This is a genomic window from Providencia sp. PROV130 (assembly GCF_028482225.1).
In the GTDB taxonomy this organism is placed as follows: domain Bacteria; phylum Pseudomonadota; class Gammaproteobacteria; order Enterobacterales; family Enterobacteriaceae; genus Providencia; species Providencia rettgeri.
Window position 1 is genome coordinate 1 of the sequence record NZ_JAMPQC010000018.1, and the last position, 26,665, is coordinate 26,665.

Annotated in this window: 27 protein-coding genes; 3 read left to right on the forward strand and 24 right to left on the reverse strand. The window is 38.5% G+C overall.

The annotated features are described in order from the left end of the window. Positions 1-48: 48 nt before the first annotated feature. On the reverse strand, positions 49-1,191 hold the full coding sequence (ampC, locus tag PSF28_RS12590; RefSeq protein ID WP_272685147.1) for a class C beta-lactamase: 1,143 nt from the start codon (positions 1,189-1,191) through the stop codon (positions 49-51). 183 nt (positions 1,192-1,374) lie between these two features. On the opposite strand from ampC, the gene PSF28_RS12595 reads away from it, so the two are divergent. Continuing rightward, complete coding sequence (locus PSF28_RS12595; protein WP_210840457.1) at positions 1,375-2,259, forward strand: LysR family transcriptional regulator; 885 nt, start codon at positions 1,375-1,377, stop codon at positions 2,257-2,259. 75 nt (positions 2,260-2,334) lie between these two features. Here PSF28_RS12595 and PSF28_RS12600 read toward each other — a convergent pair whose 3' ends face one another. The 21 genes from PSF28_RS12600 to glnA form a co-directional block, all read right to left on the reverse strand. Beyond that, positions 2,335-2,622 carry a helix-turn-helix domain-containing protein gene (locus PSF28_RS12600; RefSeq protein WP_272666080.1) on the reverse strand — a complete coding sequence of 96 codons (288 nt, stop codon included), beginning with the start codon at positions 2,620-2,622 and terminating at the stop codon, positions 2,335-2,337. A 98-nt stretch (positions 2,623-2,720) separates the two neighbouring features. After that, positions 2,721-2,942, reverse strand: a complete 222-nt coding sequence (locus PSF28_RS12605; RefSeq protein WP_272684102.1) for a helix-turn-helix domain-containing protein — start codon at positions 2,940-2,942, stop codon at positions 2,721-2,723. A gap of 190 nt (positions 2,943-3,132) precedes the next feature. After that, positions 3,133-4,110, reverse strand: coding sequence for a fimbrial protein (locus PSF28_RS12610; protein ID WP_272685148.1), 978 nt, complete (start codon positions 4,108-4,110; stop codon positions 3,133-3,135). Between the two features lie 19 nt (positions 4,111-4,129). Further along, positions 4,130-4,408, reverse strand: a complete 279-nt coding sequence (locus PSF28_RS12615) for a helix-turn-helix domain-containing protein (protein ID WP_272685149.1) — start codon at positions 4,406-4,408, stop codon at positions 4,130-4,132. 44 nt (positions 4,409-4,452) lie between these two features. Beyond that, positions 4,453-4,950, reverse strand: coding sequence for a fimbrial protein (locus PSF28_RS12620; RefSeq protein ID WP_272685150.1), 498 nt, complete (start codon positions 4,948-4,950; stop codon positions 4,453-4,455). 13 nt (positions 4,951-4,963) lie between these two features. Beyond that, positions 4,964-5,479 (reverse strand): fimbrial protein, encoded by a 516-nt coding sequence (locus PSF28_RS12625; protein WP_210840378.1) that lies wholly within the window; start codon positions 5,477-5,479, stop codon positions 4,964-4,966. Between the two features lie 9 nt (positions 5,480-5,488). Beyond that, positions 5,489-6,460 carry a fimbrial protein gene (locus tag PSF28_RS12630; protein WP_272685151.1) on the reverse strand — a complete coding sequence of 324 codons (972 nt, stop codon included), beginning with the start codon at positions 6,458-6,460 and terminating at the stop codon, positions 5,489-5,491. Between the two features lie 13 nt (positions 6,461-6,473). After that, a complete protein-coding gene (locus PSF28_RS12635; protein ID WP_272685152.1) occupies positions 6,474-8,984 on the reverse strand; it encodes a fimbria/pilus outer membrane usher protein in 2,511 nt (836 codons plus the stop codon). Positions 8,985-9,010: 26 nt separating this feature from the next. Beyond that, positions 9,011-9,679: a fimbrial biogenesis chaperone gene (locus PSF28_RS12640; protein WP_272666068.1), complete on the reverse strand. Its 669-nt coding sequence runs from the start codon at positions 9,677-9,679 to the stop codon at positions 9,011-9,013. A gap of 59 nt (positions 9,680-9,738) precedes the next feature. After that, entirely contained in the window at positions 9,739-10,263 is a 525-nt protein-coding gene (locus PSF28_RS12645) for a fimbrial protein (protein ID WP_109912401.1), read from the reverse strand. Positions 10,264-10,945: 682 nt separating this feature from the next. After that, a complete protein-coding gene (locus PSF28_RS12650; protein WP_272685153.1) occupies positions 10,946-11,266 on the reverse strand; it encodes a helix-turn-helix domain-containing protein in 321 nt (106 codons plus the stop codon). Positions 11,267-11,297: 31 nt separating this feature from the next. Further along, positions 11,298-11,576, reverse strand: a complete 279-nt coding sequence (locus PSF28_RS12655; protein WP_272666063.1) for a helix-turn-helix domain-containing protein — start codon at positions 11,574-11,576, stop codon at positions 11,298-11,300. A 224-nt stretch (positions 11,577-11,800) separates the two neighbouring features. Then, positions 11,801-12,298 carry a fimbrial protein gene (locus PSF28_RS12660; protein ID WP_272685154.1) on the reverse strand — a complete coding sequence of 166 codons (498 nt, stop codon included), beginning with the start codon at positions 12,296-12,298 and terminating at the stop codon, positions 11,801-11,803. A gap of 15 nt (positions 12,299-12,313) precedes the next feature. After that, positions 12,314-12,829 carry a fimbrial protein gene (locus tag PSF28_RS12665; RefSeq protein WP_272685155.1) on the reverse strand — a complete coding sequence of 172 codons (516 nt, stop codon included), beginning with the start codon at positions 12,827-12,829 and terminating at the stop codon, positions 12,314-12,316. A 9-nt stretch (positions 12,830-12,838) separates the two neighbouring features. Further along, entirely contained in the window at positions 12,839-13,825 is a 987-nt protein-coding gene (locus tag PSF28_RS12670) for a fimbrial protein (protein ID WP_272685156.1), read from the reverse strand. Between the two features lie 14 nt (positions 13,826-13,839). Further along, positions 13,840-16,362 carry a fimbria/pilus outer membrane usher protein gene (locus PSF28_RS12675; RefSeq protein WP_272685157.1) on the reverse strand — a complete coding sequence of 841 codons (2,523 nt, stop codon included), beginning with the start codon at positions 16,360-16,362 and terminating at the stop codon, positions 13,840-13,842. Between the two features lie 25 nt (positions 16,363-16,387). Beyond that, positions 16,388-17,056, reverse strand: coding sequence for a fimbrial biogenesis chaperone (locus PSF28_RS12680; protein WP_210839995.1), 669 nt, complete (start codon positions 17,054-17,056; stop codon positions 16,388-16,390). Between the two features lie 57 nt (positions 17,057-17,113). Beyond that, entirely contained in the window at positions 17,114-17,644 is a 531-nt protein-coding gene (locus PSF28_RS12685; RefSeq protein WP_210839996.1) for a fimbrial protein, read from the reverse strand. Positions 17,645-18,196: 552 nt separating this feature from the next. Further along, entirely contained in the window at positions 18,197-19,669 is a 1,473-nt protein-coding gene (glnG, locus tag PSF28_RS12690) for a nitrogen regulation protein NR(I) (RefSeq protein WP_210839997.1), read from the reverse strand. A 9-nt stretch (positions 19,670-19,678) separates the two neighbouring features. After that, on the reverse strand, positions 19,679-20,728 hold the full coding sequence (gene glnL, locus PSF28_RS12695) for a nitrogen regulation protein NR(II) (RefSeq protein WP_115166389.1): 1,050 nt from the start codon (positions 20,726-20,728) through the stop codon (positions 19,679-19,681). 156 nt (positions 20,729-20,884) lie between these two features. After that, complete coding sequence (glnA, locus tag PSF28_RS12700; protein ID WP_210839998.1) at positions 20,885-22,294, reverse strand: glutamate--ammonia ligase; 1,410 nt, start codon at positions 22,292-22,294, stop codon at positions 20,885-20,887. Positions 22,295-22,735: 441 nt separating this feature from the next. Between glnA and PSF28_RS12705 the strand changes: the two genes are divergently transcribed. Continuing rightward, entirely contained in the window at positions 22,736-23,017 is a 282-nt protein-coding gene (locus PSF28_RS12705; RefSeq protein WP_210839999.1) for a colicin Z C-terminal domain-related protein, read from the forward strand. A 25-nt stretch (positions 23,018-23,042) separates the two neighbouring features. Here PSF28_RS12705 and PSF28_RS12710 read toward each other — a convergent pair whose 3' ends face one another. Continuing rightward, positions 23,043-23,441, reverse strand: a complete 399-nt coding sequence (locus PSF28_RS12710) for a hypothetical protein (RefSeq protein ID WP_272685158.1) — start codon at positions 23,439-23,441, stop codon at positions 23,043-23,045. A gap of 146 nt (positions 23,442-23,587) precedes the next feature. Then, positions 23,588-24,400, reverse strand: a complete 813-nt coding sequence (locus tag PSF28_RS12715; RefSeq protein WP_247605373.1) for a PadR family transcriptional regulator — start codon at positions 24,398-24,400, stop codon at positions 23,588-23,590. 433 nt (positions 24,401-24,833) lie between these two features. On the opposite strand from PSF28_RS12715, the gene typA reads away from it, so the two are divergent. Next, the gene (gene typA / locus PSF28_RS12720; RefSeq protein ID WP_210837931.1) at positions 24,834-26,657 is read left to right on the forward strand and encodes a ribosome-dependent GTPase TypA; all 1,824 of its coding nucleotides are present in this window, start codon (positions 24,834-24,836) and stop codon (positions 26,655-26,657) included. Positions 26,658-26,665 lie beyond the last annotated feature (8 nt).

Here is a 26,665-nt window from a genome sequence, read left to right on the forward strand (position 1 = left end):
TGGCAACACGAACTATATAGAACATCGAATCTTAGTTAGAAATCTAATTTATTCATTAATTTTTTCAATTAATTGATAAGTCGCGGTAATGCGGTCAGGGATTGGATACCATTTGTTGGACAAAATCACCACCGCGATTCGGTCTTCAGGAATAAATGCCGCATAGGTTGCAAAACCATTGGTTGAACCTGTTTTATTATAAAAAGCACGGTTTTCTGGTGGCATTACGGGTTGGATAGCTTCAACCTTTTGTGGCTGTAATGCCATTTCATCTCGGTTACCTTGCTGTAATTGAGCAAGAGATACTGGCCATGAATAGCTTTCCCACATCATATCTTGCATAAATGAATCGGTCATGTAGAACGCAGTATGCGTGTTCTCTACGGCTTCCTGCCATGGTTTAGCGACTTTCTTTGTTTGTATATTAATATCTAAGAAGCGAATTAGATCTTTAGCATTCGATTTTAAACCATAAGATTCAGCATCTAAAATTTGTGGTGTCACACGAACGGGTTGATCGTTCTTATTATAACCTTGAGCATAATTTTTCTGTTGGTTTTTAGGCACATGAATATAGGTATGTTTTAGCCCAAGTGCGGGCAACATTAATTTTTCCATCGCTTGTTCAAATGGCATTTTGAGCTGTTTAGCTGTAACGATACCTAATAATCCAATACCGAGATTAGAATAAGAACGATATTGCCCAATGGCTTTTTCTGGTTTCCATTGTTGGTAATAACGGGTTAATTCTACTGAATTGGTAATAGCATCGGGTACAAATAACGATAAACCGGAAGTGTGTGTAGCCAAGTTCATTATTGTCACTTGGTCGAAAGCAGACCCTTTTAATTCAGGAAGATAGTGGCTTACCTTTTGCGAAAAATCGAGTTTTCCTTGGTTTTGTGCATAGGCTGCGAGTGTAGCAGTAAACGTTTTAGATAGGGAGCCAATCTCAAATAAAGTCTCGTCACTGACAGGAACTGAACTTTGTTTAGACTGCACACCATAATGATAAATATAGTGTTTTCCATCAATAGAAATTGCCACAGACATGCCTGGGATCTGTTTTTGTTCCATCAGCGGTTTAATAATGCTATCCACATCTTTTTGGGTGATCGCATTGGCGAATGGGGTGGTTAAAGCCAAACTAAGGGCGACAAAAATTCGTCCCTGACGAAAAAGATTTTTCATAGAGTTATTCCAATAAGTACAAGTTTAAATTATTGCTAACAGGAACTGAAAAGCACTTCATTGTGAATTTAAAGTACTTTAATATACAGTTTTTAGCGGGTAGTCCGTGGCTGAAAAATAGTATGCATGCTTCCAAGCATTATTTAAATCGATATAAAATTCGATGAGGTAAAAGAAAATCTTATGGCAGAAAATTATCGTCATCGGCTACCCCTCAATGCACTTAGGGCATTTGAAGCTTCCGCACGGCATTTAAGCTTTACACGAGCGGGAATAGAATTAAATGTTACTCAGGCCGCTGTCAGTCAACAAGTTAGGCTGTTAGAGGATCAATTGGGGCTAGAACTGTTTATTCGCTTACCTCGAGGACTCGCATTAACCGAAGAAGGCTTTGCGTTGTTACCTGTATTGAGCCGCTCTTTCGATCAAATTGAGTCACTATTACTACAATTTGAGGATGGTCATTATCGGGAAGCTTTAAGTATTTCAGTGGTCGGTACATTTGCGGTGGGTTGGTTATTACCAAGACTAACGCAATTCTCTGAACGATATCCTTATATTGATTTACGCATTATGACCCATAACAACGTGGTGAATTTAGCCGCTGAAGGGGTTGATTTTGCTATTCGTTTTGGTGAGGGGCTCTGGCCTCTGGTAGAAAATACACCACTGTTTTCAACTGCGCATACTGTGCTTTGTTCAGAGAAAGTTGCGAATCAGCTGAAACATCCATTAGATTTAAAATCTCACCAGTTAATGCGTTCATATCGTAAAGATGAATGGGAGAAATGGTTTTTAGCCGCAGAAGTGGAACCATGGCGTGTCAAAGGGCCTGTATTTGATTCATCGCGTTTGATGGTTGAAGCCGCGCTATTAACCGACGGTGTAGCGTTGGTGCCAAGTTGCATGTTCAACCATGAATTAAGTGCTGGAACATTAGTTCAACCTTTTAATATCTCTGTGACTTTAGGTGGATATTGGTTAAGTCGTTTAAAATCGAGAGCTATGACACCGGCGATGGCGATATTTCATAATTGGTTGGTGGATGAATCTAAAAAAGAACAATAAGACGGTGCTATACTATAAATAGAAATAGCACCGATATTTAATTTATTGGCATATTATAATGCTCATATTTAGAAGTTAGAATACCAGAGCTTCAGCAGAGAAATAATTCTTTTTGCTAATAGGGAGCTCTGTACTATTAATTTCTATGACGGCTGTAGTAAAGAAATAGGTTGGTGAAACATTAAATATTTGTGCCAACTGGTAAATGGTATCGACATGAATATTGACCTCACCATTTTCATAGCGTGATTGGTGCTGTTGGCTAATACCTAATAACATGCTTAATTCTTTACCACTCATTCCGTGACTTTCTCTTAATGACCTTATTTTTAAACCGACAGATTTAGATATTTTTCGTTTCATAATGTTCTCTCTAACTTATTTAATATTGCAATGTGAATATAATTAAATATTATTAATGTGATTTGTTTTTCTAGTGTTATGTATTGTTACTTAATTTATTAAATATCAAGAGACTGAAAAAATGATTGAATATCAATCTCAAAATATGTTGCATATTGAAACAGTCTATCTAAAGTAAGTCTATTTATTCCCCTTTCATATCGTGATTGTTGTTGTGGACTGATGCCAATAACTTTTGATATTTCATTAATTGAAATACCCTTCATTTTTCGATAATAAAGTATTTTCTTTCCTATGAGATGAGATCTTGAATAAGACATATGTACTCCTATAATTAGACTTTTCATTTCTAACTAAACAAAATTCCAAGATAGCCTCTCTATCTTAACCATTTTAATAAAATAGTAAATTTGCTATTTATCAATTATTCTTTCATATTCTTTAATATTAGCAATAAAAATCAAATTATAAATAAATTAACATCTTTTTATGATTAATGTTGAATGCTATTTATTCATATCTTATGTTAACCGACGCGGTCGAGTTTGCAGTTCCTGCGGTTATATTATTAGCAGTTTTAATATATCGAGCTTTCCAATTAAAAATATAGTCGCCACCTGCAACGTTATTTTGCAAAGTAAACTTTGAATTAAGCTTTATTGGGGTGCTGTTTCTATCTAATAATTGAATGGCGACTCCGGTCGCTTGCCCTTGTCCAGACAATTTAATTTTCCCTGTATTAGTATCAACATACCCAGCACTACTTGTCACTGTCACTTTTAGATTAGTGCCTGCAGCACAGCTTAATGTAATGGGTATATTGACACTGTTGCTAGTCGTACCAACAGCTTTAAACTGAGTATCGTACCAAGTCCCTAAGTTAACATTGTAACTTGTCGCTTTTGTTGAGCACTTTAATACGTTTATTTTTATCGCATTCGCTGGAATGTTTAGCGATGTTAAATTCCACGTACTGTTATGTGGCGCAGGGTTACTCTGTGTTAGTCTTCCCACATGCCCTGCCTTTAAATTTCCCCCTTGTGTGACTTGTCCTGTTTTTTTGATAGTAATAGTCCAATATGGGTTATATATAATCCATGAGTTAGGGCTAGGTCCCGTAGGTGGTCCGTAACGTGTATTTAAGAAACCAATTTCTGTTGCTTTTACTTGAATGCTGATGCCCGGTATATTACTGGCTGCAATTTTATTACCATTGGGTACCCAGCCATTGACATAATCTGCATGCAAAAAGGCATTGCCACATTGGCCATTAAGTCCTGAAAAGGTGTCGACTTGTGAGCCCTTAAAATTGACTCGAATAGTATCGAGGTCTCGAGCACCGGTATCGTCATATTGCAACGAATATGTTTTTGCTGGTACATTAACCACAACATTTCGTAAGTTCGGGTTTTGAATACAGGCCGCTTGTACATAGGTAGAATAGGCAAAAATTGAGCTTATTATAAAGATTGCTTTTCTATTTTTCATTTTTAGTTATCCTTAGTTTTCATATTTCCTTACTTAAAAAACATTCCTTTTTTTGTTCAATTTCATGAGTCTGTTTGATATCGAAATTAAAAAAATCAGCAATATTAATATTAAATATTTTTGCATATTGGTAAAGTCTATCGATATTTATTCGATTAATACCTCTTTCGTAACGAGATTGTTGTTGTTCACTAACGCCTATTATTTTAGATAAACTCTCTAATGTCATTCCTTTCATTTTTCGGTAATAGGTAATTTTATTGCCAATTATTCTTGATATAGGATAGTAATTAGGCATACTGTTTTCCCTTATTAAAACTAATGTAATAAAAATAAATTTAACTATTGATAAGTAAATGTAAATTCTAAGTGGCTTTTAAAAGAGCCTGCAACCATCCCATTACCATAACCGGATACTCTTGCTGATAACGGAATTTCAACATTTCGTGTTTGCGTATTAACATTTGCGGTAATTGTATCGCCATTTTTTATTGTTGTTTTATTGGTAGTATTGGCTAGGTTTAATGCCACATTTTTCGCCGTACCGTTATTAATAAAATGTTCCGTGACTATTGAGTCTGGCGTACCTGATATTTTCATTGCAGCTTTGGTGGTACCGGCAGGGCAATTTTTTAATTTCACGGAAAAATCAATCCACGGTGACTTTTGCGTATCTTTGATATTCCAAATATTAATTTTTTTCAAATCAATTAAATAATTATTTTTTTCGACTTCACAAGGGGCAGCAATAACGACGCCATGTACTTTAATATTTGCAGTTAGCCCAAATGCAGTTAAAGAGCTGCTCATGATTGATAGTAATAGGATAAAATGTCTCATATTATTCTCTCTTTTATAAATAGGTAATTGTTGCCGTAATGTTGGCGGAAATAGTTCCCGGAGTGGCATTACCTAATGAGCTAAAGGCACGGGTGCGTAATGGAATATTAATATTTGCTTGCCCATTTGTCGGAACTTGTAATACTTTTTGGTTACCTAATGCAGTTGTTCCATTACCATTTTGTAGTTGTACGGCTAGGTTTTTAGCTGTGCCTTGATTTTTGTATAAACTTGCTACATCCGCGGTATCCGCCGTCCCTGTAAATGTCAGTTTTACTTGATTAATAAAAGATGAACAATTATTGAGACTAATATTAAATGTATTCCAGTTAGAGCCAGAGCTCGCATTGCGAAATACATCAGCTGAAATACTTTTCAGGTCAATATCAATATTATTACCACCAGTAATATTACAAGTTGCAGCTCTAATATTACCGGTGAAATTCAACGTAACCGTGCTAGCAGCGAATAAGTTCCCACTGAATATTAAGCTACTAAGTAAAAGTAAATTTTTAGGTATTATTTTCATTTTTTATTCCTACTCATAGCGGATATTAACAGTTGCAGACGCATTTGCTGTACCTGGCGTAATATTATCTGCCGTTTTGATATAGCGAGCCTTCCAATTAAACATATAATCACCGGCTGGGACATTATTTTGCAGGCTATTTTTGGTGTTCAATTTGATTGGATTATTATTTTTATCCAATAATTGTATTGCGACACCAGTAGCACTATTAGTTCCTGTTAGTCCTAATTTTCCGGTCGCCGTATCTTCATATTTAGAACTTGTCACTGTTGCTTTAATATTGGTGCCAGCTGCACAAGTTAATGTAATTGGAATATCAACCGGTGTACTGGTCGAGCCTATATTGGGAAACTGTGTATCATACCAATCTTGCATATCAATATTGTAGGTTGACTGATTATTCTTTAATGAACAGCTAAGTACATTGATACGAATAGCATTGGTCGGCATATTTAAGGTTGTTAAAGTCCAAGTCACATTTGTTGGCGCACGGTAAGTTGCGGTTAGCCTTGCAACATTTCCGGCTCTTAATGTGCCACCTTGTGTTACCGAACCGAGTTTTTTTACTGTGATGCTCCAATGCGTTGTTAATATATTATAATTTGCGTTGTTTTTATCCCAGGTTGCATTAAATGCTCCAATGCCTGCAGTTGTAACAGAAATACCAATACCAGAAATATTAGATAGGGCAACTTTATTGGCATTTGGTGACCAGCTATTTATAAAGCTACCCGTTAAGTATGAAGTAGCACAAGAGCTCGAATCACTAGCTACCCACTGAGATGTAGATGAAAAATTAGCACTGAGAGAACCTAAGTCTCTAGGTGTATTATCATCATATTGAACGTTATAAACTGCGGTCGGTATATTAGCTAGTTTATTATTTAAATTTGGGTTTAAGGTACAAGCAGCATTAGCATATCCTGAGTATAAATATATACAACTCACAGGCAATATTGATTTATAAATAAAGTTTTTCATTATTTACTCCTTATTATCGGCAAACCGCTGCTGTTTTATATAAACCCATATAATTCGATATGCCCGCTAAGTTATAATTTACTCGGCATTGTTGTTTATCGTTATATTGAATAATAAAGCTGCCGTTTTCAGCTAAACCAGATAAATAAATTTCACCATCATTGCCCACCATATTATTTAACTGTGGGTTGTCATTAAATATGGCCTGAGCACCAAAAGGTACGGGTTTACCATCAGTAAAAGTTAATATCATGATGGCACGATACCCGACATTCGCTGCAAAGTTGGCTTTCACCAGAGCACCGCGACTTGGAGCAACACTTTGGCTGGTTAACTCCATTTCTGTATTTTCAGGTAGTCCTGAGGTATCGATATCAATCACATTTTTGCGATAAGCAGTGACATAAGGTACGAGCGCATAACCTTGGTTGTTTGTTACCACCCCAGCTTGGTTTAGAACGGGAACATCACCCGCGTCAGGGATTTCCACAATAGCAGCGGTTTCGCCTAATTGCTGGCCAAGAACTAGGCCACCAGAGTGAGCTACTAAGCTGCCATTAACACCGTAATAAAGGTTATAGCTGTCTTTGCTATAGCCAGTTCCGCCTGAAACTTCACCATATTGCCCTTTATAAGAGGCATTCATATTACCGCTAGTGCCTTGGTCTCGAGTGGTAAAGCCTTGTTGCATACTCCAATTTAGGCGGTTATTGAGCTGAGAGGCGGAAAGCCCGATACTGCCTGTGCTTGGGCCATCACTGCTGCTGTTACTGTTAAAGTTGTAATAGAAAGTATTATCAAACACGCTAAACGGTACACTGACAGAGAAAGCAAGTTGATGATCATCTTCACTTTTCGTACGACTACCGGAGCTATAGGAGTAACTATTGGTATTTTTGTTATAGGTATAATTCAAGCTATAACTGATGCCTTGCCAACTATTGTTGTAACCCACGGTGGCTGATTGTGTTTTACGGTCACTATTCCAGTAGTCCTCATTGATATAACCGACTGAAATTGAACCAAAGCTATCTCCTAAATTTTGACTGAGAGTGATCTCACCGCGATTACGGCGGCGCTCAATCTCAGGGGCATAATTCGTATTTCTATAGCCATCAAAGACTTCCGCTAAACTGTAGAACCCTTTAGTGGAATAACGGTAACCTGCCAAAGCAATATTAGTACCAATGTCGTTGATATTTTTGTTATAGCGAAAACGGTATGACTGACCTTTTTCCGTAACATCATTATGTAGCGTTGAATTTGCATGAGTAACATCAATAGATAATGCACCAAACCGCCCAAGGTTTTGACCTGTACCGATAGAGTAAGATTGGTAGTGCTCACTGACTTGGCTACCACCATAAGCGGTAATACCATAAGGTAAACCATAGATTAAGGTAAATTGGCCAAATTTTGTTTTATCAATGCTACTGTCATAAGCGCGGTATTCCCCGCCTGTTACGCTATAAGAAAAATACCCCTCACGCTGTAATACGGGTAATGAAGCAAAAGGAACGATTTGATATTGCTCGCTCCCATTGGATTCTTTGATGGTGACATGCAAATCTCCACTTCCCCCTGTTGGGTATAAGTCTGTGATTTCAAAAGGACCAGCAGCCACTTCAGTTTGGTAGATAATGTAGCCATTTTGGCGGATCGTTACTTGTGCATTGCTACGCGCTATCCCGCGTACAACGGGTGCATAGCCGCGCAAACTTTCAGGGGACATATCATCATCTGTCGCAAGCTGAGCTCCGCGAAATGGCACGCTATCAAAAACCATCGAAGGTGAGACACTATCCCCCAAGGTTAACTGACTTTTGATACTATTTATGCCACGTGATGCATAGGTATAAATGGTGTCCCATTTACCAGATTGGTCAGTATTGCTTGACCATGTGGTGTAATTCCGTAACCGCCAAGCTCCAATATTTAAACCGGGTCTTAAATTCACATAATGGGATGTATTATCTGAGCCATTTTTTTTACGATCATAATTTTTCGACCCGTTATAGCTGTAATTTAATAACAGTGCATTGATCCCATTATCGATATTAGCTAGGTCAACGTAACCCCTTGGGTTTCTGTCTAATGCGATTTGAGGAATACTTAAATATAAACGTTGAGAATCAAACTCAAAGTTACTGGTGGCATCAGGGATCGCGGCAAGATTGACACAGTGACTTCCTGCTGTTTGCAATTCAGGGTATTCCGCTGTTTTGATACCAAATTCTTTAATATCAGCAAGTGATAAACACGGAATTAATTGGTTCTGGCTATTTTTTTCGAATTTAAGATTTTTAGCACCAATTAAATTAGTATTGACATAAATATCAACATAGTAGTTACCAGCTAATTGTTCGTTATTCTCAAATTGTGATAAATCAACTGAGTCTTTATTCGGCAACTCTAAGAAATCGGGATCAAAGTAGACATTGTTTTCTGTTTTTTCTTCAGCATATAACGATGCGGTATAGCCTAAATATAATAGTAGGCCTAGAGATATTTTATTTATTTTCATGATAAAGCCCAACTTATTTTATAGTTTTATATTTTCTTTTCGAGTGCTTCTGGCGCGGCGCCATAATCATTAATAACTTCCCATTTAATTGTTCCATTGGTATTTGAGTTATTAATCTCGAAAGTTGCGTTTGAGAAAGGTGCAGCATAAGAAACATCATTAGCTTTTGTTCCGTTAAAGCTGATGCTCTGAAAATTCATAAAATAAGGTGTTGGGTTATTAACTGTAATTTTATTCCCAGATTTAGACCATACTAATTTTTTTTGCTCTTCAATAAAATTGACATCCTTTAAAGCTTTGGGACGATAAATGAGTTTCATCTGTGTTTTAAAGGCAATTTGTAATGAATTTTCTGTTCTTTCTGTTGCTGGGATAGTTTTTATATTTAACCAGAATAATGACTCTCTATCATTCGGTAGTTTATTTTCGGTTAAAAATATTCTAAGTGCATTTGTTTTTTCAGCATTAAGCCTAAATAATGGTGGTGTTATAGTGAAATCTGACTGTTTTTTTTCATCTATATTATCTATCCAGGATTGAATTAAATAAGGGATCTTATCTGGGTTTTCTACACTGATACTAACATCTTTGTTTCCCTCATTATAAATAACACGAGTTCCACCAATAATAACGCCTGCATTTGCAGTATTTATTAGCAGAAATAACGAAATAAAAATATAGATAATAGATCTCATAATACCACCATTGAATGTTATTAGATAAGGTTCAATTCCGTTTAAACCTTATTTGTTACTTAGTTATAATTGATTGTGAAAGTTGCCGTACCGTTCGCTGGACCTGGTGTTACAGAGTCAGTTTTGGCAATATAACGCGCTCTGAAATCTAAATTATTTTCTACATTTTCTTTCAATGGGTATGCTTTAGATGCGGTAAATAGTGGAACGACTTTATTAGTATCGTCAGTAATTTGAATACCTACACCTGTTGCAACTCCGGTTTCTTCTTTTAATTTAATAACTTCATCGTCACCAATATAAGAGTCAGCATCGAATTTAACTGAAGCCGTTGTCACTGTAGCTGGGCAGTTAATTAATTTAATAGTAAATTTAGTTGCAGCAGCAGTACTTCCTGCAGTTGGTAATGCCTTTTTAGATACTTGGCCTAAGTTTACTTTTAATGCGTCAGAGCCCGCAGCTAATTCACATGCTTGATCAATGATTTCACCGGTAAAGTCGATAGTGCCATCTGCAGCTAATGCATTATTAACAGCAAAGATTGAGGTTGCAGCAATTAATGATGCAAGTAAGTTCTTTTTCATTTGTTTTTCTCCAAAAGATAATTATTTATTTTTCATTGAGTAGGTGGAATTACCAATTACTCAATTGGAGAGTATTTTGAGACTATTTTTTAAAATAAACAAGTTTTGTAAAATTTGGTAAAATATAATTAAATTTTAATGTATTTAATTTTTTTAATTAAGTTAACACAGTATGGGAGAATAATTGAAGTTCTATTTCATCTTAAGTTAAATATGTTTTTAGGTTGGATTTTTACTAAAGTGAAATAACGATATAAAACTAAGAATAATTATAAAGTGGGAGATAAGTTTAATTTGTCTCTCATATGGTGATTATTTGGGATTATAAGACTCTGACACGTCAGACCACATTTGAAGAATGTTTGATTTGTACTATCGTAAAACGAAATAATAGTATAACTATCGAATTTCGCAGGTCTAAAAGTGCTATTTATTTCATTTTTTGAATAAAGAAAGGGTATTGTCATTCAGAAAATGAATGAAAACAGTTAAGTCATTAATCTCGGCCTTCAGAAAATATTAAATTGCCATTTGAATATTTTCGGTTAAATTCAATTGAGTAGCCTTAATCTTCATTAATTATGCTAAGGCTACATAAGAAACTTCTTATTTATAGATACGTTTAAGCTACAGTGTTCATTGTTATAAAATTCCTATAAACGACATTATTCTTGTATTAATGCTACTTGTATAAATTGAAATTCTGTTCAGGTGATAATAAGCTTTCTGCCTGCAATATCTTTTTTTTATTTTGTTTATTATTCATTGTGTTAATCGGTGTTGGGATAGTAAAATCAACAACTAACTCTTGAATATCAAGTTCTAATATTTGTGAAATAGAATAAAGTGTATCAACATGAATTCGTATTTCCCCGAGTTCATGGCGGGATTGATGCTGTTGGCTGATCCCGAGCAATGTACTGAGTTGCTGAATACTCATGTTTTGGTCTTTTCTGAGTGTGCGGATCCGTGCTCCGACAATTTTAGAGGTATTTTTTTTCATACTGACAACCAATAATGATTAAGTAAAAATACTACAAAGAGAATGATTGTTTAATTTCATTACCATTTTTAATTTTTATTTTTTCATATTCATTAAATGAAAAAAAATAACTAATATTGATATCAAAATAATTGGAGTACTGCTTCAGTCTATCTATCGATATTCGGTTACTGCCTCGTTCATAGCGTAATTGCTGTTGTTCACTAATGCCGATATTTTTAGCAAGGGCAATAAGAGATAGTCCTTTATCTTTACGCAATGATTTTATTTTATGACCAATAACCGCAGAGACAGGGTAATAATTGCTCATTATTCAACCTCTTTAATTTTTATTCTTAACAAGTGTAAAGTGATATTTTTACACTCACGATATATCTATCAGGTATCCTTTCTCTTATCTTGATTTAAATCATAAGCATTCAAACTAGGTTGTTTTATATTGAAAATAATGCATATTAAATATTTTTCGTCACCTTAAAATTTAAATTAATCCAATTACGATGATGTGTTTTAGAATATCAATACCTAACTTTATTAGTGATAAACAAATGTAAAATCAAGGTGGCTATTAAATGAACCACTTGTCATACCTGAGCCATAGCCTGCCATTCTCGCTGATAGCGGAATATCAACTTTGTGGGTTTGTTCATTAACGGGCACCGTAATTTTTTCACCATTTTTTATCGTGGCTTTATTTGCATGGTGAGCTAAGTTTAATGCGACGTTTTTAGCACTGCCGGTATTGATAAAATAATCCGTTGTGGTTGAATCAGGAGTGCCTTTAATCTCCATAATGGCTTCCTTGGTACCCATAGGGCAATTTTTCAATTTAATTGAGAAATCAACCCACGGTGAAGTTTGTGTATCCCGAATATTCCAAACATTCACTTTTTTCAGGTCAATAACATGATTGATGGTTTCTAATTCGCAGGGCATAACTGCGACATAACCATGTACATTGATATTAATTTGCTGGTCTGCTGCCAATGCGGGGCTGGAAGCAAGACAGAATAACAGCACTATTTTCTTCATGTTATATGCTCCTGTTTATAAATAGGTGATGGTGGCGGTAATATTGGCAGAAATAGAGCCAGCTACGACATTACCTGCCATGCTAACAGCCCGCGTACGCAGTGGAATAGCGATATCAGATTGCCCATTTAAGGGCACTTGTAATATTTTTTGATTGCCTAACGGTGTGGCACCATCACCACTTTGTAATTGCACAGCTATATTTTGAGCAGTACCTAGGTTTTTATATAAGCTAGTCGTATCAGCCGTGTCCGCAGTACCTGCAAATGTCAGTTTGATTTGGTTGATAAATGACGAACAGTTATTTAAATGAATATCAAAATTTCTCCAGTCGGATACTGTCTGCACGCCATTAAATATATCAATAGGTAAATGTTTTAAGTCAATATCAATATTGTTGCCGCCAGAGATATTACATGTAGCGGCTTTGATATTTCCGGTAAAATTTAATATGACGTTATCTTCAGCATATGTATAAAAGCTAGCGATCAAACTATTTATTATCAATAAGGAGTGCATTAAATTTTTCATTATTTAATCCTATTCATAACGAATATTAACAGTGGCTGAGGCATTCGCACTTCCGGGAGTGATTTTTTCTGCCGTTTTAATATAACGAGCTTTCCATCCAAAAATATAGTCACCTTCAGGAACATTACTTTGTGAAATATTTTTTGTATTTAGCTTTATGGGGGTATTGTTTTTATCTAAGAGTTGAATTGCTACGCCAGTTGCTTTATTTGCACCGGATAAAGCGAGTTTTCCCGTATTTGGATCAATATAGCCGGAGGAACTGGTAACTGTAGTTTTAATATTTGTTCCTGGATTACAGGTTAATGTAATTGGAACGTCGATAACGTCACTAGCATCTCCAATATTCGGAAATTGAGTATCTCGCCAGTCACCTAATTCAATATTATAAACGGATTGGTTATTTTTCAGTGAACATTGAAGGATGTTGACTTTAATTTGGTCAGTGGGAAAATATAAACTCGCCAAGGTAAAGGTTGTTTTTGGGTAGGGGTTATATACGCGAGCATGACCAATAATACCAGATGATAATGCTCCTGATTGTGTTACCCGCCCCGTTTTTATAAATGTGACTGTCCACATGGGAGTATCAACTCGCATACGACGATGAGTATTATTATGAGGAATATAAAATGGTTCATTGCCATTGTTAAGATAAAATCTGTCGTGCTTTATTTTTACGCCAATTCCGGGGATATTTGTATTGGCAATATAGTTAGCATCAGGTTTCCAACTATTTGCATAAGCGTATTGCCAATTCATATATCCACATGTTCCAGGATTAGTTGTTATTGCGTAAGGACTTCCACTCGCATATCTGTGTTCAAAAACAGACAAGTCACGGACACTGTTATCATCATAAAATAGATTAAATGTGCGTGGAGTCACGGTTGTTATAATATTATTTAATGCAGGATTTTGTACACAGATTGCATTGACATACCCAGTATATAAACATCCCACCGCTAATACAGAGCTGACTATTAATTTTTTCATTATCGATTTCCCTCTTATCGGCATACCGCAGTAGTTTTATATAACCCCATATAATCCGAAACACCGGCTAAGTTATAATTAACCTGACACTGTTGTTTCTCGTTATATTGAATAATAAAGTTCCCACTCTCAGTTAAACCGTATAAATAAACTTCGCCATCATTACCCACTAGATTATTTAATTGTGGGTTATCTTTAAATATGGCTTGTGCACCAAATGGTACGGGCTTCCCATCTGCAAAATTCAATACCATAATGGCGCGATAACCGACATTGGCAGTGAAACTGGATTTCACTAGCGCTCCACGGCTTGGGGAGACCGACTGGCTAGTGAGTTCCATTTCCGTGTTGTCAGGTAACGCCGAGGTATCAATATCGATGGTATTTTTTCGGTAAGCGGTGACGTACGGCACTAACGCGTAACCTTGGCTATTGGTTACTACACCCGCTTGGTTTAATATGGGAACATTCCCTGCATCAGGGACTTCTACCAGCGCGGCAGTCTCACCTAATTGTTGCCCTAACACTAACCCACCTGCGTGGGCGACAAGGCTGCCGTTAGTTCCGTAGTACAGGTTATAGCTATCCTTGCTATAGCTCGCGCCCCCGGAAATTTCGCCATATTTACCTTTATAGGTAGAGTTCGCATTACCAGAGCTGCCTTGCCCCTGATCGGCTAAACTTTGTTGCATGCTCCAATTTAACCGGTTGTTTAGATGGGAGGCAGAAACACCGATGTTACTTGAGCTAGAGTCACGGCTACTGTGGTTACTGGCAAAGTTAATGTAGGCGGTATCTTCAAACAAACTGAACGGGATATTGACCGAAAAGGTAAATAAGTGGTCTTCATCACTGTATTTTTTCGCTCCAGCATTCTGTGAATAGCTGCTGGTATTCTTGTTATAGGTGTAGTTCAGCCCGTAACTGATCTCTTGCCAGCTATTGTTATAGCCAAGGGTTGCTGACTGTGTTTTGCGGTCACTATTCCAATAATCTTCATTAACATAACCCATTGAAATAGAACCGTAAGTATCCCCTAGGTTTTGGCTGAGAGTGATTTCACCGCGATTACGGCGGCGCTCGATTTCAGGGCTGTAGGTGGTATCACGGAAGGTATCAAACACCTCGGATAAACTGTAATACCCTTGAGTTGAATAGCGGTAACCCGCCAAAGCAATATTGGTGCCGATATCATTGAGGTTTTTGTTATAGCGGAAACGGTAAGACTGCCCACGCTCTTTGCTGTCATCACGCATTTTGGCGTGAGATTGGGTAATATCAATAGATAGCGCCCCGAAGCGCCCCAAGTTTTGCCCAGCACCTATCGAATAAGATTGGTATTTTTCACTGAACTGACTCCCTCCGAACATGGTGATGCCATAGGGTAAACCGTATACTAAAGTGAACTGGCCAAATTTGGTTTTATCTACATGGCTATCATATGAACGATATTCCCCAGCAGTGGTGCTATAAGATAAGTAACCTTCACGTTGTAGCACGGGGAGAGAGGCAAAGGGTACAATTTGCACCTGTTCGCTGCCGTTCGACTCTTTTATCGTCACATGCAAGTCACCGCTGCTGCCCGTTGGGTAGAGGTCATTGATTTCAAAGGGGCCAGCTGCCACATCGGCTTGGTAGATGGTGTAACCGTTTTGGCGAATGGTGACCTGTGCGTTGCTGCGGGCTATCCCACGCACAACGGGCGCATAGCCACGCAGACTTTCAGGGTACATATCATCATCGGTGGCGAGCTGTGCCCCACGAAATGGCACACTGTCAAACACCTCTGATGGAGAAACGCTGTCTCCCAAGGTTAGCTGGCTTTTTATACGGTTGATCCCACGGGAGGCGTAAGTATAAATCGTATCCCATTTATTGGGCTGCCCTGTGCTGTTGGACCACGTGGTATAGTTGCGCAGACGCCATGCCCCAATATTTAAGCCGGGGCGTAAATTGACGTAGTTCGAGGTGGTGTCTTCTCCACCGCTACGATTGGTATTTTTAGAACCACTATAGCTGTAATTCAGTAATAGGGCGGTAATACCGTTATCGATATCCGCAAGGTCAACATAACCCCTCGGGTTTTTCGCCAGCGCGATTTGCGGAATACTGAGGTATAACCGCTGTGAATCAAATTCAAACTGGCTTGTCGCATCAGGAATGATTGCTAAATTGACGCAGCCTGTTTGGCTATTTTGTAGCTCAGGATAATCTGCAATTTTAATATCGAAGCTTTTTAAATCATCCAAAGTTAAGCAAGGAACCAGTTTATTCTCAGTATCTTTATCAAACTTTAAACTTTTTGCCCCGATTAAGTTGGTATTGACATAAATATCAACGTAATAGTTACCCGCCAATTGTTGGTTATTTTCAAATTGGCTTAAATCGACAGCATCTTTATTGGGTAATTCTAAGAAATCAGGGTCAAAATAAATATTTCCCTGTGTTGTATTATTATCGATGGCATTTTCAGCGTATAAAGGTACCGTATAGCCTAAATAAATAAGTAGGCTAAAGCATATTTTATTTATTCTCATTTTAACAACCTAAATCAATATTGGGCTATATTTTCGCTTCAGCCAGTTCAGATGCGGAGCCGTAGTCATTAATGACTTCCCATTTCACCGTGCCATGAGTGGCGGCATCGTTAATTTCAAAAGAAGTGCTGGAAAACGGTGCCGCATAAGAGACGTCATTCGCCTTTTTACCGTTAAAGGTAATACTTTGGAAATTCATAAAATATGGCGTCGGGTTTTTTACCGTAATCCTATTGCCTGTTTTTGACCAAGTTAATTTCTTTTGCTCTTCAATAAAATTAACATTTTTAATTGCAGAAGGGCGATAAATTAATTTCATTTGTGTTTTAAAGGCAATTTGTAATGAATTTTCTGTTCGCTCTGTTGCTGGGATCGTTTTTATATTAAGCCAAAATAATGATTCTTTATCTGTTGGTAAGGTATTCTCGGTTAAAAATATTCTTAACGCATTGGTTTTATCTGCGTTTAATCTAAATAATGGTGGTGTAATGGTAAATGTAGATTGCTTATTTTCATCAATACCATCAATCCATGATTGAATTAAGTAAGGAATTTTATCAGGGTTTTCGACACTAATACTGACATCCTTATTTCCCTCATGATAAATAACACGGGTGCCGCCAATAATAACGCCTGCATGGGCTAAATTAATTAATAAAAATGAAGAAATAAAAAAATAAACTAAGCGTTTCATATTAATACCATTGAATAGAGGAATAAGGTTTAAATCCATTTAAACCCTAAAAGCCAATTAGTTATAATTGATAGTGAAGGTTGCAGTTGAGTTAGCTTGACCAACGCCAACGCTATCAGACATTGCAATATAACGAGCAGTAAAATCTAAATTATTTACTGTCTTTTCTTTTAATGCATACGCGCTAGATTCTGTATATAGCGGAACGGTTGTTCCTGTGGCGTCCTGAATTTGAATACCAACGTTCTGTGCTGTTGTCGATGCAGTAGGGTCGGTTAACTGGAGTACACTACTGTCACCTGCATAACTAGTGGCATCAAATTTAACCGTTGCGCTAGTCACGGTTTGCGGGCAGTTTTCTAATTTGATAGTAAATTTGGTCGCTGCTGCCGTGCTACCCGTACCAGGTAATGCCGTTTTAGAGATTTTCCCTAAGTTTACGGTAAATGCATCGGAACCAGTTGCAAGCTCACACGCTTGGTCGGTAATTTCACCGGTAAAATCGATAGTTCCATCAGCAGCTAATGCATTATTAATTACAAAAACAGACGATGCCGCAATTAAATAGGCAAAGACATTCTTTTTCATTTGTTACTCTCCAAGAGGATATTTATATGATGAGATTGAGCTATTAAAAATATCCAATAACTCAACTGGTGAGTATTTTGGCTTTTATTTCAAAAATAAACAATATGAGAGTAATTTAGGTTTAACGTCCTTGTTTGATGCTATTTTTATATATTATATTTGGTATTCACATTATAAGTTGGGAGTTTTTTATGGATATTTTAAGAAGTGTTTACTTTTTAAGTATGGAGTTTTTATTGCAAATAAAAATAAAGATTAAATAGTTAAATTAGTTTTAAATTGGTTCTTTTTGTTATTGTTTAACTCATAATGTGTTTTGATGGAGTTTAATATTATTGCTGCATTTTAAATATTTCATTTTAAAACAAAAAACAGTCTAAAATGTATTATAGTAAAGGTATCATCCGAAACCAATCATCATTAATGGTGATTTATTTAACGTTTTAATATCTTTTTTTGATGTGGATTGGTATGGCGTTATTGAATATTAAGATAAGCATGAAATAATAAATTAAGTCATGCCTATCTTAATAGGATAGTAAGTTTGGGGGGTTATTCAATTCCTAGCTCTTTTAATTTTCGAGTTAACGTGTTTCTTCCCCATCCTAATAAACGGGCGGCTTCTTGTTTGTGGCCATTGGTGTATTTCAACGCGCAATTTAACATTGTACGTTCGAGTAAGGGAATAGTCTGTGCAAAGAGGTCTTCTTTGCCCTCTATTAACGCGTTATCGGTCCACTCTTCCAGTAATTCAAACCACTGAGCCGCAGAACTCGGATTGCGTGATGACAATGATTGTGTTGGCATGGCATCGGCTTGCGATGATTTTACCACTGTATTTTGTTGTGGACGCTCTTCAAGCAAATCATCAGGTAAATCTTGCGGTAAAATTTCTTGGCTTGCCGCCATCACCGTTAGCCAACGGCAGACATTTTCTAATTGTCGAACGTTACCTGACCAATAATAGCGTTGAAGAATTTTTTTGCTATCAGGGTGGAGAACCTTAGCCTCGACACCAAGTTCTTTTGCCGTATTTTGTAAAAAGTAGTCGGCGAGACGTGGGATATCCTCAATGCGTTCACGTAATGGCGGTAATTGCACTCGAATAACATTTAACCGATGAAATAAGTCTTCGCGAAATAAACCTTCTTTAACCCGTTTTTCGAGGTCTTGGTGGGTTGCGGCAATAATCCGCACATCCACATTGACTGGGGTATAACCGCCAATACGATAGAATTGGCCTTCCGCCAGAACACGTAACAAGCGAGTTTGGACATCAAGGGGCATATCGCCGATTTCATCTAAAAATAACGAGCCATGGTTAGCTTGTTCGAATCGGCCTTGGCGTACTTGGTTCGCGCCGGTGAAAGCGCCTTTTTCGTGACCAAATAGCTCAGATTCAATTAAGTCTTTGGGAATGGCGGCCATATTTAGTGCAATAAAAGGGGCATCGGCGCGAGGGCTGTGCTGATGTAACGCATGGGCAACCAGCTCTTTCCCGGTGCCTGATTCACCATTAATAAGCACACTAATTGATGAACGTGATAAACGGCCAATAATGCGATAAACCTCTTGCATTGCTGGTGCTTCACCGATCATTGTCGAAGAAACAACGGGGGGGGCTGGTTTAGCTTCACGGCCTGCATGGTTTTGTTCACGGCTATGATTTAGAGCGCGTTCAACCAAGGCAACGGTTTCATCAATATCGAAAGGTTTTGGTAAGTAATCAAAAGCACCTGATTGGTAGGCATTCACGGCAGCATCAAGGTCAGAGTGTGCGGTCATGATAATAATCGGTAAAAGGGGGTGCGATTGTTTAATGGCATTTAGTAGCTCAATACCATTTTTGCCTGGCATACGGATATCCGATAACAACACATCAGGGAGTGAGTTTTCTAATGCGCTGAGCACGGCATTCGCACTATCAAAGCAGGTACAAGCAAAGTTAGCGTTATTTAATGCGCGCTCAAGTACCCAACGGATGGAGCTATCATCATCAACCACCCAAATTTTTCCCTGCGTCATGGTTATCTCCTATTTCTTAATTGGTAGATAAATGGAAAACTCAGTGTGACCCGGCCAACTGGTAAATTCGATTTTTCCTGCGTGTTGGTCAACTAAACTGCGAGCAATCGATAGGCCAAGCCCTGTACCATCAGGTCGTCCGCTGACCATGGGATAGAACAACGTATCCTGAATTGCCAATGGAATACCGGGGCCGTTATCTTCAATATCAATACGTGCAGCTAATCTATAACGTTCACCTTGCAGTGTGACTTGAAAAGCTGTTCGTGTACGCAAAGTGATATAACCTCCCGTTTCGGCGAGGGCTTGTAAGGCGTTTCGGGTGATATTTAGAAGCACTTGCTCGATTTGGTCTGGGTAATACTCTAATTCAGGCAAGCTTGGGTCATAATCACGAATTAGTGTTACATTATCAGGTTTTTCTAATGACACTAACCGCGTTACGTTTTCCATAATATGATGAATACTTTGTTGTGTTTTTGGCCCCGGATATTGTGGCCCAAGTAGCCTATCAACCAATGCTCGCAGGCGGTCGGCCTGTTCGATAATCACTTGAGTATATTCATTTAATTGTGGGTCAGGTAGCGCTTTAGAGAGCAGTTGTGCAGCGCCTCGCAAACCACCGAGTGGGTTTTTAATTTCATGAGCAAGCCCACGGATCAGTTCACGGGCAGCGAGCTGCTGGGCATTTTGTGCGAGTTCTTGACTCAAACGTCGCTGGCTATCTAATTGTGAAAGCTCAACTAAAATAAATTGTTCTGAAAAAGGCTGGGCGCTGCACGACATCACATGAGAATGGTTGTTAAACACTAAAGTGACTTCATTTTCGGTAAAGCTATGGCCTTCTTTTAGGCTATTGAGCATCAGTTCATCATTGAGTGAACAGTAGCTAAATAACAGTGGCAGAGGTGTCCCGTATAGCTTGCGCTGGCTTTGGGTTAAGATCTGGAGTGCAGCATGGTTGGCGTAATGGATAACCAAGTCGTAATCCAAAATTAGCACGCTATTAATGAGAGAGTCGAGAATATGTTCCGGTGCTGGCAAGTGTTCGGTTTTCATGTAATGTTGCTCCTGCACTATTTTGGTGCATTATACCTGATAGACCAAACAACCGATATTTGATTTTTGTTGCGTAAGTGCCTTAGAGATAAAAGGCCCCATCGAAAGATGGGGCAAGTGCTTCACGGCAACAAAGACTAACAGTGGAACGGCGTGTTACACACTGTAGTACATTTCAAATTCGAGAGGGTGTGGTGCCATACGAACACGTTGGATGTCGGCACGGGTTAATTCGATATACGCATCGATAGCATCATTAGTGAATACACCACCACGGGTTAAGAATTCACGGTCTTTATCTAATTCGGCTAACGCTTCATCTAAAGAACCTGAAACTGTTGGGATTTCTTTTGCTTCTTCCGGTGGTAAGTCGTATAAGTTTTTGTCCATCGCATCGCCAGGGTGGATTTTATTGATGATGCCATCAAGACCCGCCATTAACTGGGCTGCGAATGCCAAATATGGGTTAGCTGCAGGGTCTGGGAAGCGAACTTCAATACGGCGTGCTTTCGTACTCGCAACCACTGGAATACGAATCGAAGCAGAGCGGTTACGTGCAGAGTATGCCAACATGACTGGCGCTTCAAAGCCCGGAACTAAACGTTTGTATGAGTTAGTGGTTGGGTTAGTGAATGCGTTCAGCGCACGAGCATGCTTAATAATACCGCCGATGTAGTACAGCGCCATTTCTGATAAACCGCCGTATTTGTCACCAGCGAACAGGTTAACACCGCCTTTAGATAAAGACATATGGCAGTGCATACCAGAACCATTATCACCCACTAAAGGTTTTGGCATAAAGGTCGCTGTTTTGCCGTATGCATGGGCAACATTGTGAACGACATATTTATAAATCTGGGTTTCATCCGCTTTTTTGGTCATGGTATTAAAGCGGGTAGCCACTTCGTTTTGGCCTGCGGTCGCTACTTCATGGTGGTGAGCTTCAACAACTAAGCCCATCTCTTCCATTGTGGTACACATGGCTGAACGCAAGTCTTGCGATGAATCAACCGGTGGAACTGGAAAATAACCGCCTTTTACACCGGGGCGATGGCCTTTATTACCACCTTCGTATTTGGTTCCTGTATTCCATGCAGCTTCGATATCATCGATATGGTAGTAGCTACCATGCATGTTGTTGCCAAAACGAATGTCATCAAAAACGAAAAATTCAGGTTCTGGTCCAAACAGGACGATATCGGCAATCCCGCTAGAGCGCAGGAAATCTTCTGCACGTTTTGAAATTGAACGTGGGTCTCTGTCATAACCTTGCATTGTGCCCGGTTCTAAAATATCGCAGCGTATAATCAACGTGATATCGGCAAAGAACGGGTCTAACATCGCGGTAGAAGCGTCAGGCATTAATACCATGTCTGACTCATTGATGCCTTTCCAGCCACCAATAGATGAACCATCAAACATCTGGCCTTCTTCAAAGAAGTCTTCGTCAACTTGATGAGCAGGGATAGTGATGTGTTGCTCTTTACCTTTAGTGTCGGTAAAACGCAGATCAATAAATCTAACATTGTGCTCTTTAATTAACGATAAAACATGTTCAGCGGACATCTCGGCTCTCCTGGTCGGGTCTAATCAACAAATCACAAGCTATTTTTGAGGGTGTGTCTGTTGTTTGTCTGGCGTGCTAGTCATATAAAAGTGGTTAGTACGCGCTCTATAAATAGATAAGCGAAAAGCGTGCCAACTTTTTAATTATAGCAAATACTGATTGTTACGAAGGAATGTCAATCGATTGAGTTAAAAATAGGCATGAATTGCACTGTTTTGGTGCTTCTTGTTGGGTGGTTGCACTATTTTGGTGCTAACTTAAACGCGGATCATTTATGTCATGCATTCATAATAAATGTAATATTTTATGTTCTTTGCTTATGTCAGTATTAATAAAGATATATTTGAGCAACATTTAGTGTTGAATCTAAATATATTTTTTGCACTTTACATAATACTCATGTGAAAAAGTGACGACATAGTTAATGGGGGAATAAATATATGGCAAGATCTCAAGGTTGGGCTCCACCACTAGTATGGGGACCGTGGGTTAATCTCCATACGCACGTAGGGAATAGCGCTTATACTGTTTCATTTAATGCAGTATCAAGTCTGCAATCAACATTTGATGCTGAAATACAATATGTAACCAATTCAGGTGATAGAACCATTCACACTATGGGGCCTGGCTCATATAAAATTAATGGAAATAATGGGGCAGGACAAGACCGAATTAGGTTTAAGAGCCATTCAGTCGGGCTGACGATAGAGGTCAGGTACTAAATATAAAAGTTGCTTCATGCTAACTTTAATTATTCATTAAAGATTTAAATAAATCTAAATTAGATTGATTATTTAGATTTTGATAAAAACCATCATCTAATGAATGGATGTTTCCTAAATGAATGTCTTTTTGAATAAGAACGTTGTTAAAATAAACATTCATTTTTTCATTTTTATTTTTTGTTAGAAAATCATATAATTTAGGTCGGCAATTATTTGTATTACTAAGCGTTATAAAAACAGTATGTTCATTATTTTTTGATTCATCCTGATATGATTCGATACACTCTTTATCTAATTGAAAAGATGAATTATTTGTAGAGTAAGATAAAATGTTATCGCTTTTAATTTTGCAACTAATGAGCGATAGTCCCGTTATAATTGCGATAGATGAAACAAAAAAAATTTTTTTTGAATTGTTCATAAATGTTATTATCATTTCAAAGGCTAAATTTTTTATAGTATATATCATAAACAGAAAATTTCATGTTGTTTATTCTAATGTGCGAGAGGAGTAGGATTCGTATATATAAAGAAGGCCCATATAACAAAGAATATGGGCCTCTTACATTATTCATCATCACTATTGGTGAGTAATGTATTCACTTCTTCTATTTGTTTCACTGCATCATTGATGATGGAGGCAATTTGGCGCGTCTGCTCTTCGTTTAGTTGTTTTAAAACCATTTTGTGACGTAATAAAGCTTTAAAACGACTGACTGCCATTTCAATGTCTTCGGCTAAATTACTGCCTTGTTGCATATCACGCGCTTTTGCCAGTTTGCGAGCAATAACTGCTTCAATTTCTTTATTTTGAGCTAGATGGGCAGAGCCTTCAGACGTAATCGTAAAACTTTTGCGATTGCGCTCAACAATCTGAGACTCTAAGAAGCCTTGTTCTTCTAACAGTGTTAGAGTGGGATAAATAACACCTGGGCTAGGCACATACAAGCCATTTGAGGCTTCTTGAATATCTTTGATAATTTCGTAGCCATAGCTTGGTTTTTTAGCGACTAACGAAAGTACCATAATATGAAGATCGCCATGATCAAATAAACGACGTAGGCCTTTGCCTCTTCCACGGCCTCTTTGGCGGTCATCACCATGTCCACGGCCATGACGGCCTTCGCCGTGGCAGCGTTCACCGTGTCCATGTCCATGACGGCCTTCACCGTGGCAGCGTTCACCGTGCCCACGACCATGACGGCCTTCACCGTGGCAGTGTTCACTGTACCCATGGCGGTCATCACCATAGTAGTCATCTCCGTGGCTGCAATGTTCGTGACTATGACGGCCTTCATTGTGGCAACATCCACCGCGATGGCCATGTTGATTTTCATCATGGCGTGCATAATATACATGACGACAAGATTTAATTAGCATATAGTTACTCCTTAGTTTGTAACTTTAGATATATCGAATTTGTTTTCTGGTTTTACTATATTTAGATATATCTAATTAGTCAATTTAGATATATCTAAATAACGTAAAAAGATATTTAAACTGGCAGTTAAGAAAGAAAGTCTATTTTTTGTTCTTTTTTTGGGCTGCTAATATTAAGTTTTTAGCGTATTATTCTGTCACTTCGTGGTTTCGCAGAGATGATGCTCATTATTTTGTGAGGGAATCTGGCACTGTTACGCAACTGAATGTTTTTTCGCTAAAAACTTTTTATACAGTGATGGGTTTCACATTTATTCCACTTGTGCGGAAAAACGTGTAAAATAACAGCAAATTAACGTAGAAAGTATGCTTTGGGTGTGAATAACAGCTCAGTAAGCATATTCCTTTCCTGTCAATTAAACGGTAAAAATCCTTGTCAATTCAAAATTTAAGAAACATCGCCATCATCGCTCACGTTGACCATGGCAAGACCACACTGGTTGGTAAATTATTGCAGCAATCAGGCACGTTCGGTGAACGTGAAACTGTTGATGAGCGTGTTATGGACTCCAATGACTTGGAGAAAGAGCGTGGTATTACTATCCTTGCTAAAAATACCGCTATCCAATGGAATGGTTATCATATCAATATCGTAGACACCCCAGGTCACGCCGATTTCGGTGGTGAGGTTGAGCGCGTTATGTCTATGGTTGACTGTGTACTGCTGGTTGTTGATGCGATGGATGGCCCAATGCCACAAACTCGCTTCGTAACGCAAAAAGCGTTCGACCACGGTTTACGCCCTATTGTTGTTATCAATAAAGTTGACCGCCCAGGCGCACGTCCTGATTGGGTTGTTGACCAAGTATTCGACTTATTCGTGAACTTAGGTGCAACGGATGAGCAACTCGATTTCCCTATCGTTTATGCATCTGCATTAAACGGTATTGCTGGTCTTGACCACGAAAATATGGCTGAAGACATGACTCCACTGTACGAAGCTATCGTGGAACACGTTGCGCCTCCAGCCGTTGACGTTGACGGTCCATTCCAAATGCAAGTTTCGCAATTGGATTACAACAGCTATTTAGGTGTTATCGGTATCGGTCGTATCAAGCGCGGTGTTGTTAAGCCTAACCAACAAGTAACGGTTATCGATAGCGAAGGTAAAACTCGTAACGGTAAAATTGGTAAGGTTCTGACTCACTTAGGTTTAGAGCGTATTGACTCACAACAAGCGGAAGCGGGGGACATTGTTGCTCTGACCGGTTTGGGTGAACTGAATATCTCTGACACCATTTGCCAAGTCGGTAGCGTTGAAGCACTGCCTGCGTTAGCCGTTGATGAGCCAACTGTTAGCATGTTCTACTGTGTTAACACCTCACCATTCTGCGGTAAAGAAGGTAAATTCGTCACTTCACGTCAAATCCTTGACCGCTTGAATAAAGAACTGGTCCACAACGTTGCACTGCGTGTTGAAGAAACTCAAGATCCAGACGCATTCCGCGTTTCTGGTCGTGGTGAGCTTCACTTATCTGTTCTGATTGAAAACATGCGTCGTGAAGGTTTCGAATTAGCGGTATCTCGTCCAAAAGTTATCATTCGTGAAATCGATGGTCGTAAACAAGAGCCATTCGAGCAAGTGACGTTAGACGTTGAAGAACAGCACCAAGGCGACATCATGAAAGCGTTAGGTGAGCGTAAAGGTGATCTGCGTGACATGATGCCAGACGGTAAAGGCCGTGTACGTCTTGATTACGTCATTCCAAGCCGTGGTCTGATTGGCTTCCGTACTGAGTTCATGACAATGACATCAGGTACGGGTTTACTGTACTCAACGTTTAGCCATTACGATGATGTTCGCCCAGGCGAAATCGGTGGCCGTCAAAACGGTGTTCTGATCTCTAACGGACAAGGTAAAGCGGTTGCTTACGCACTGTACAGCCTGCAAGACCGTGGTAAGCTGTTCTTGGGTCACGGTGCTGAAGTGTATGAAGGCCAAATTATCGGTATTCACTCACGTTCTAATGACTTAACAGTTAACTGCTTAACAGGTAAAAAACTGACTAACATGCGTGCGTCAGGTACTGATGAAGCGACAACTCTGTCACCACCAATTAAAATGACTCTGGAACAAGCACTTGAGTTCATTGATGATGACGAGTTAGTTGAAGTGACTCCGCAGTCTATCCGTCTGCGTAAACGTCACCTGACTGAGAACGATCGCCGCCGTGCAAGCCGTTCTAAAGAAGACTAATTTTTAGA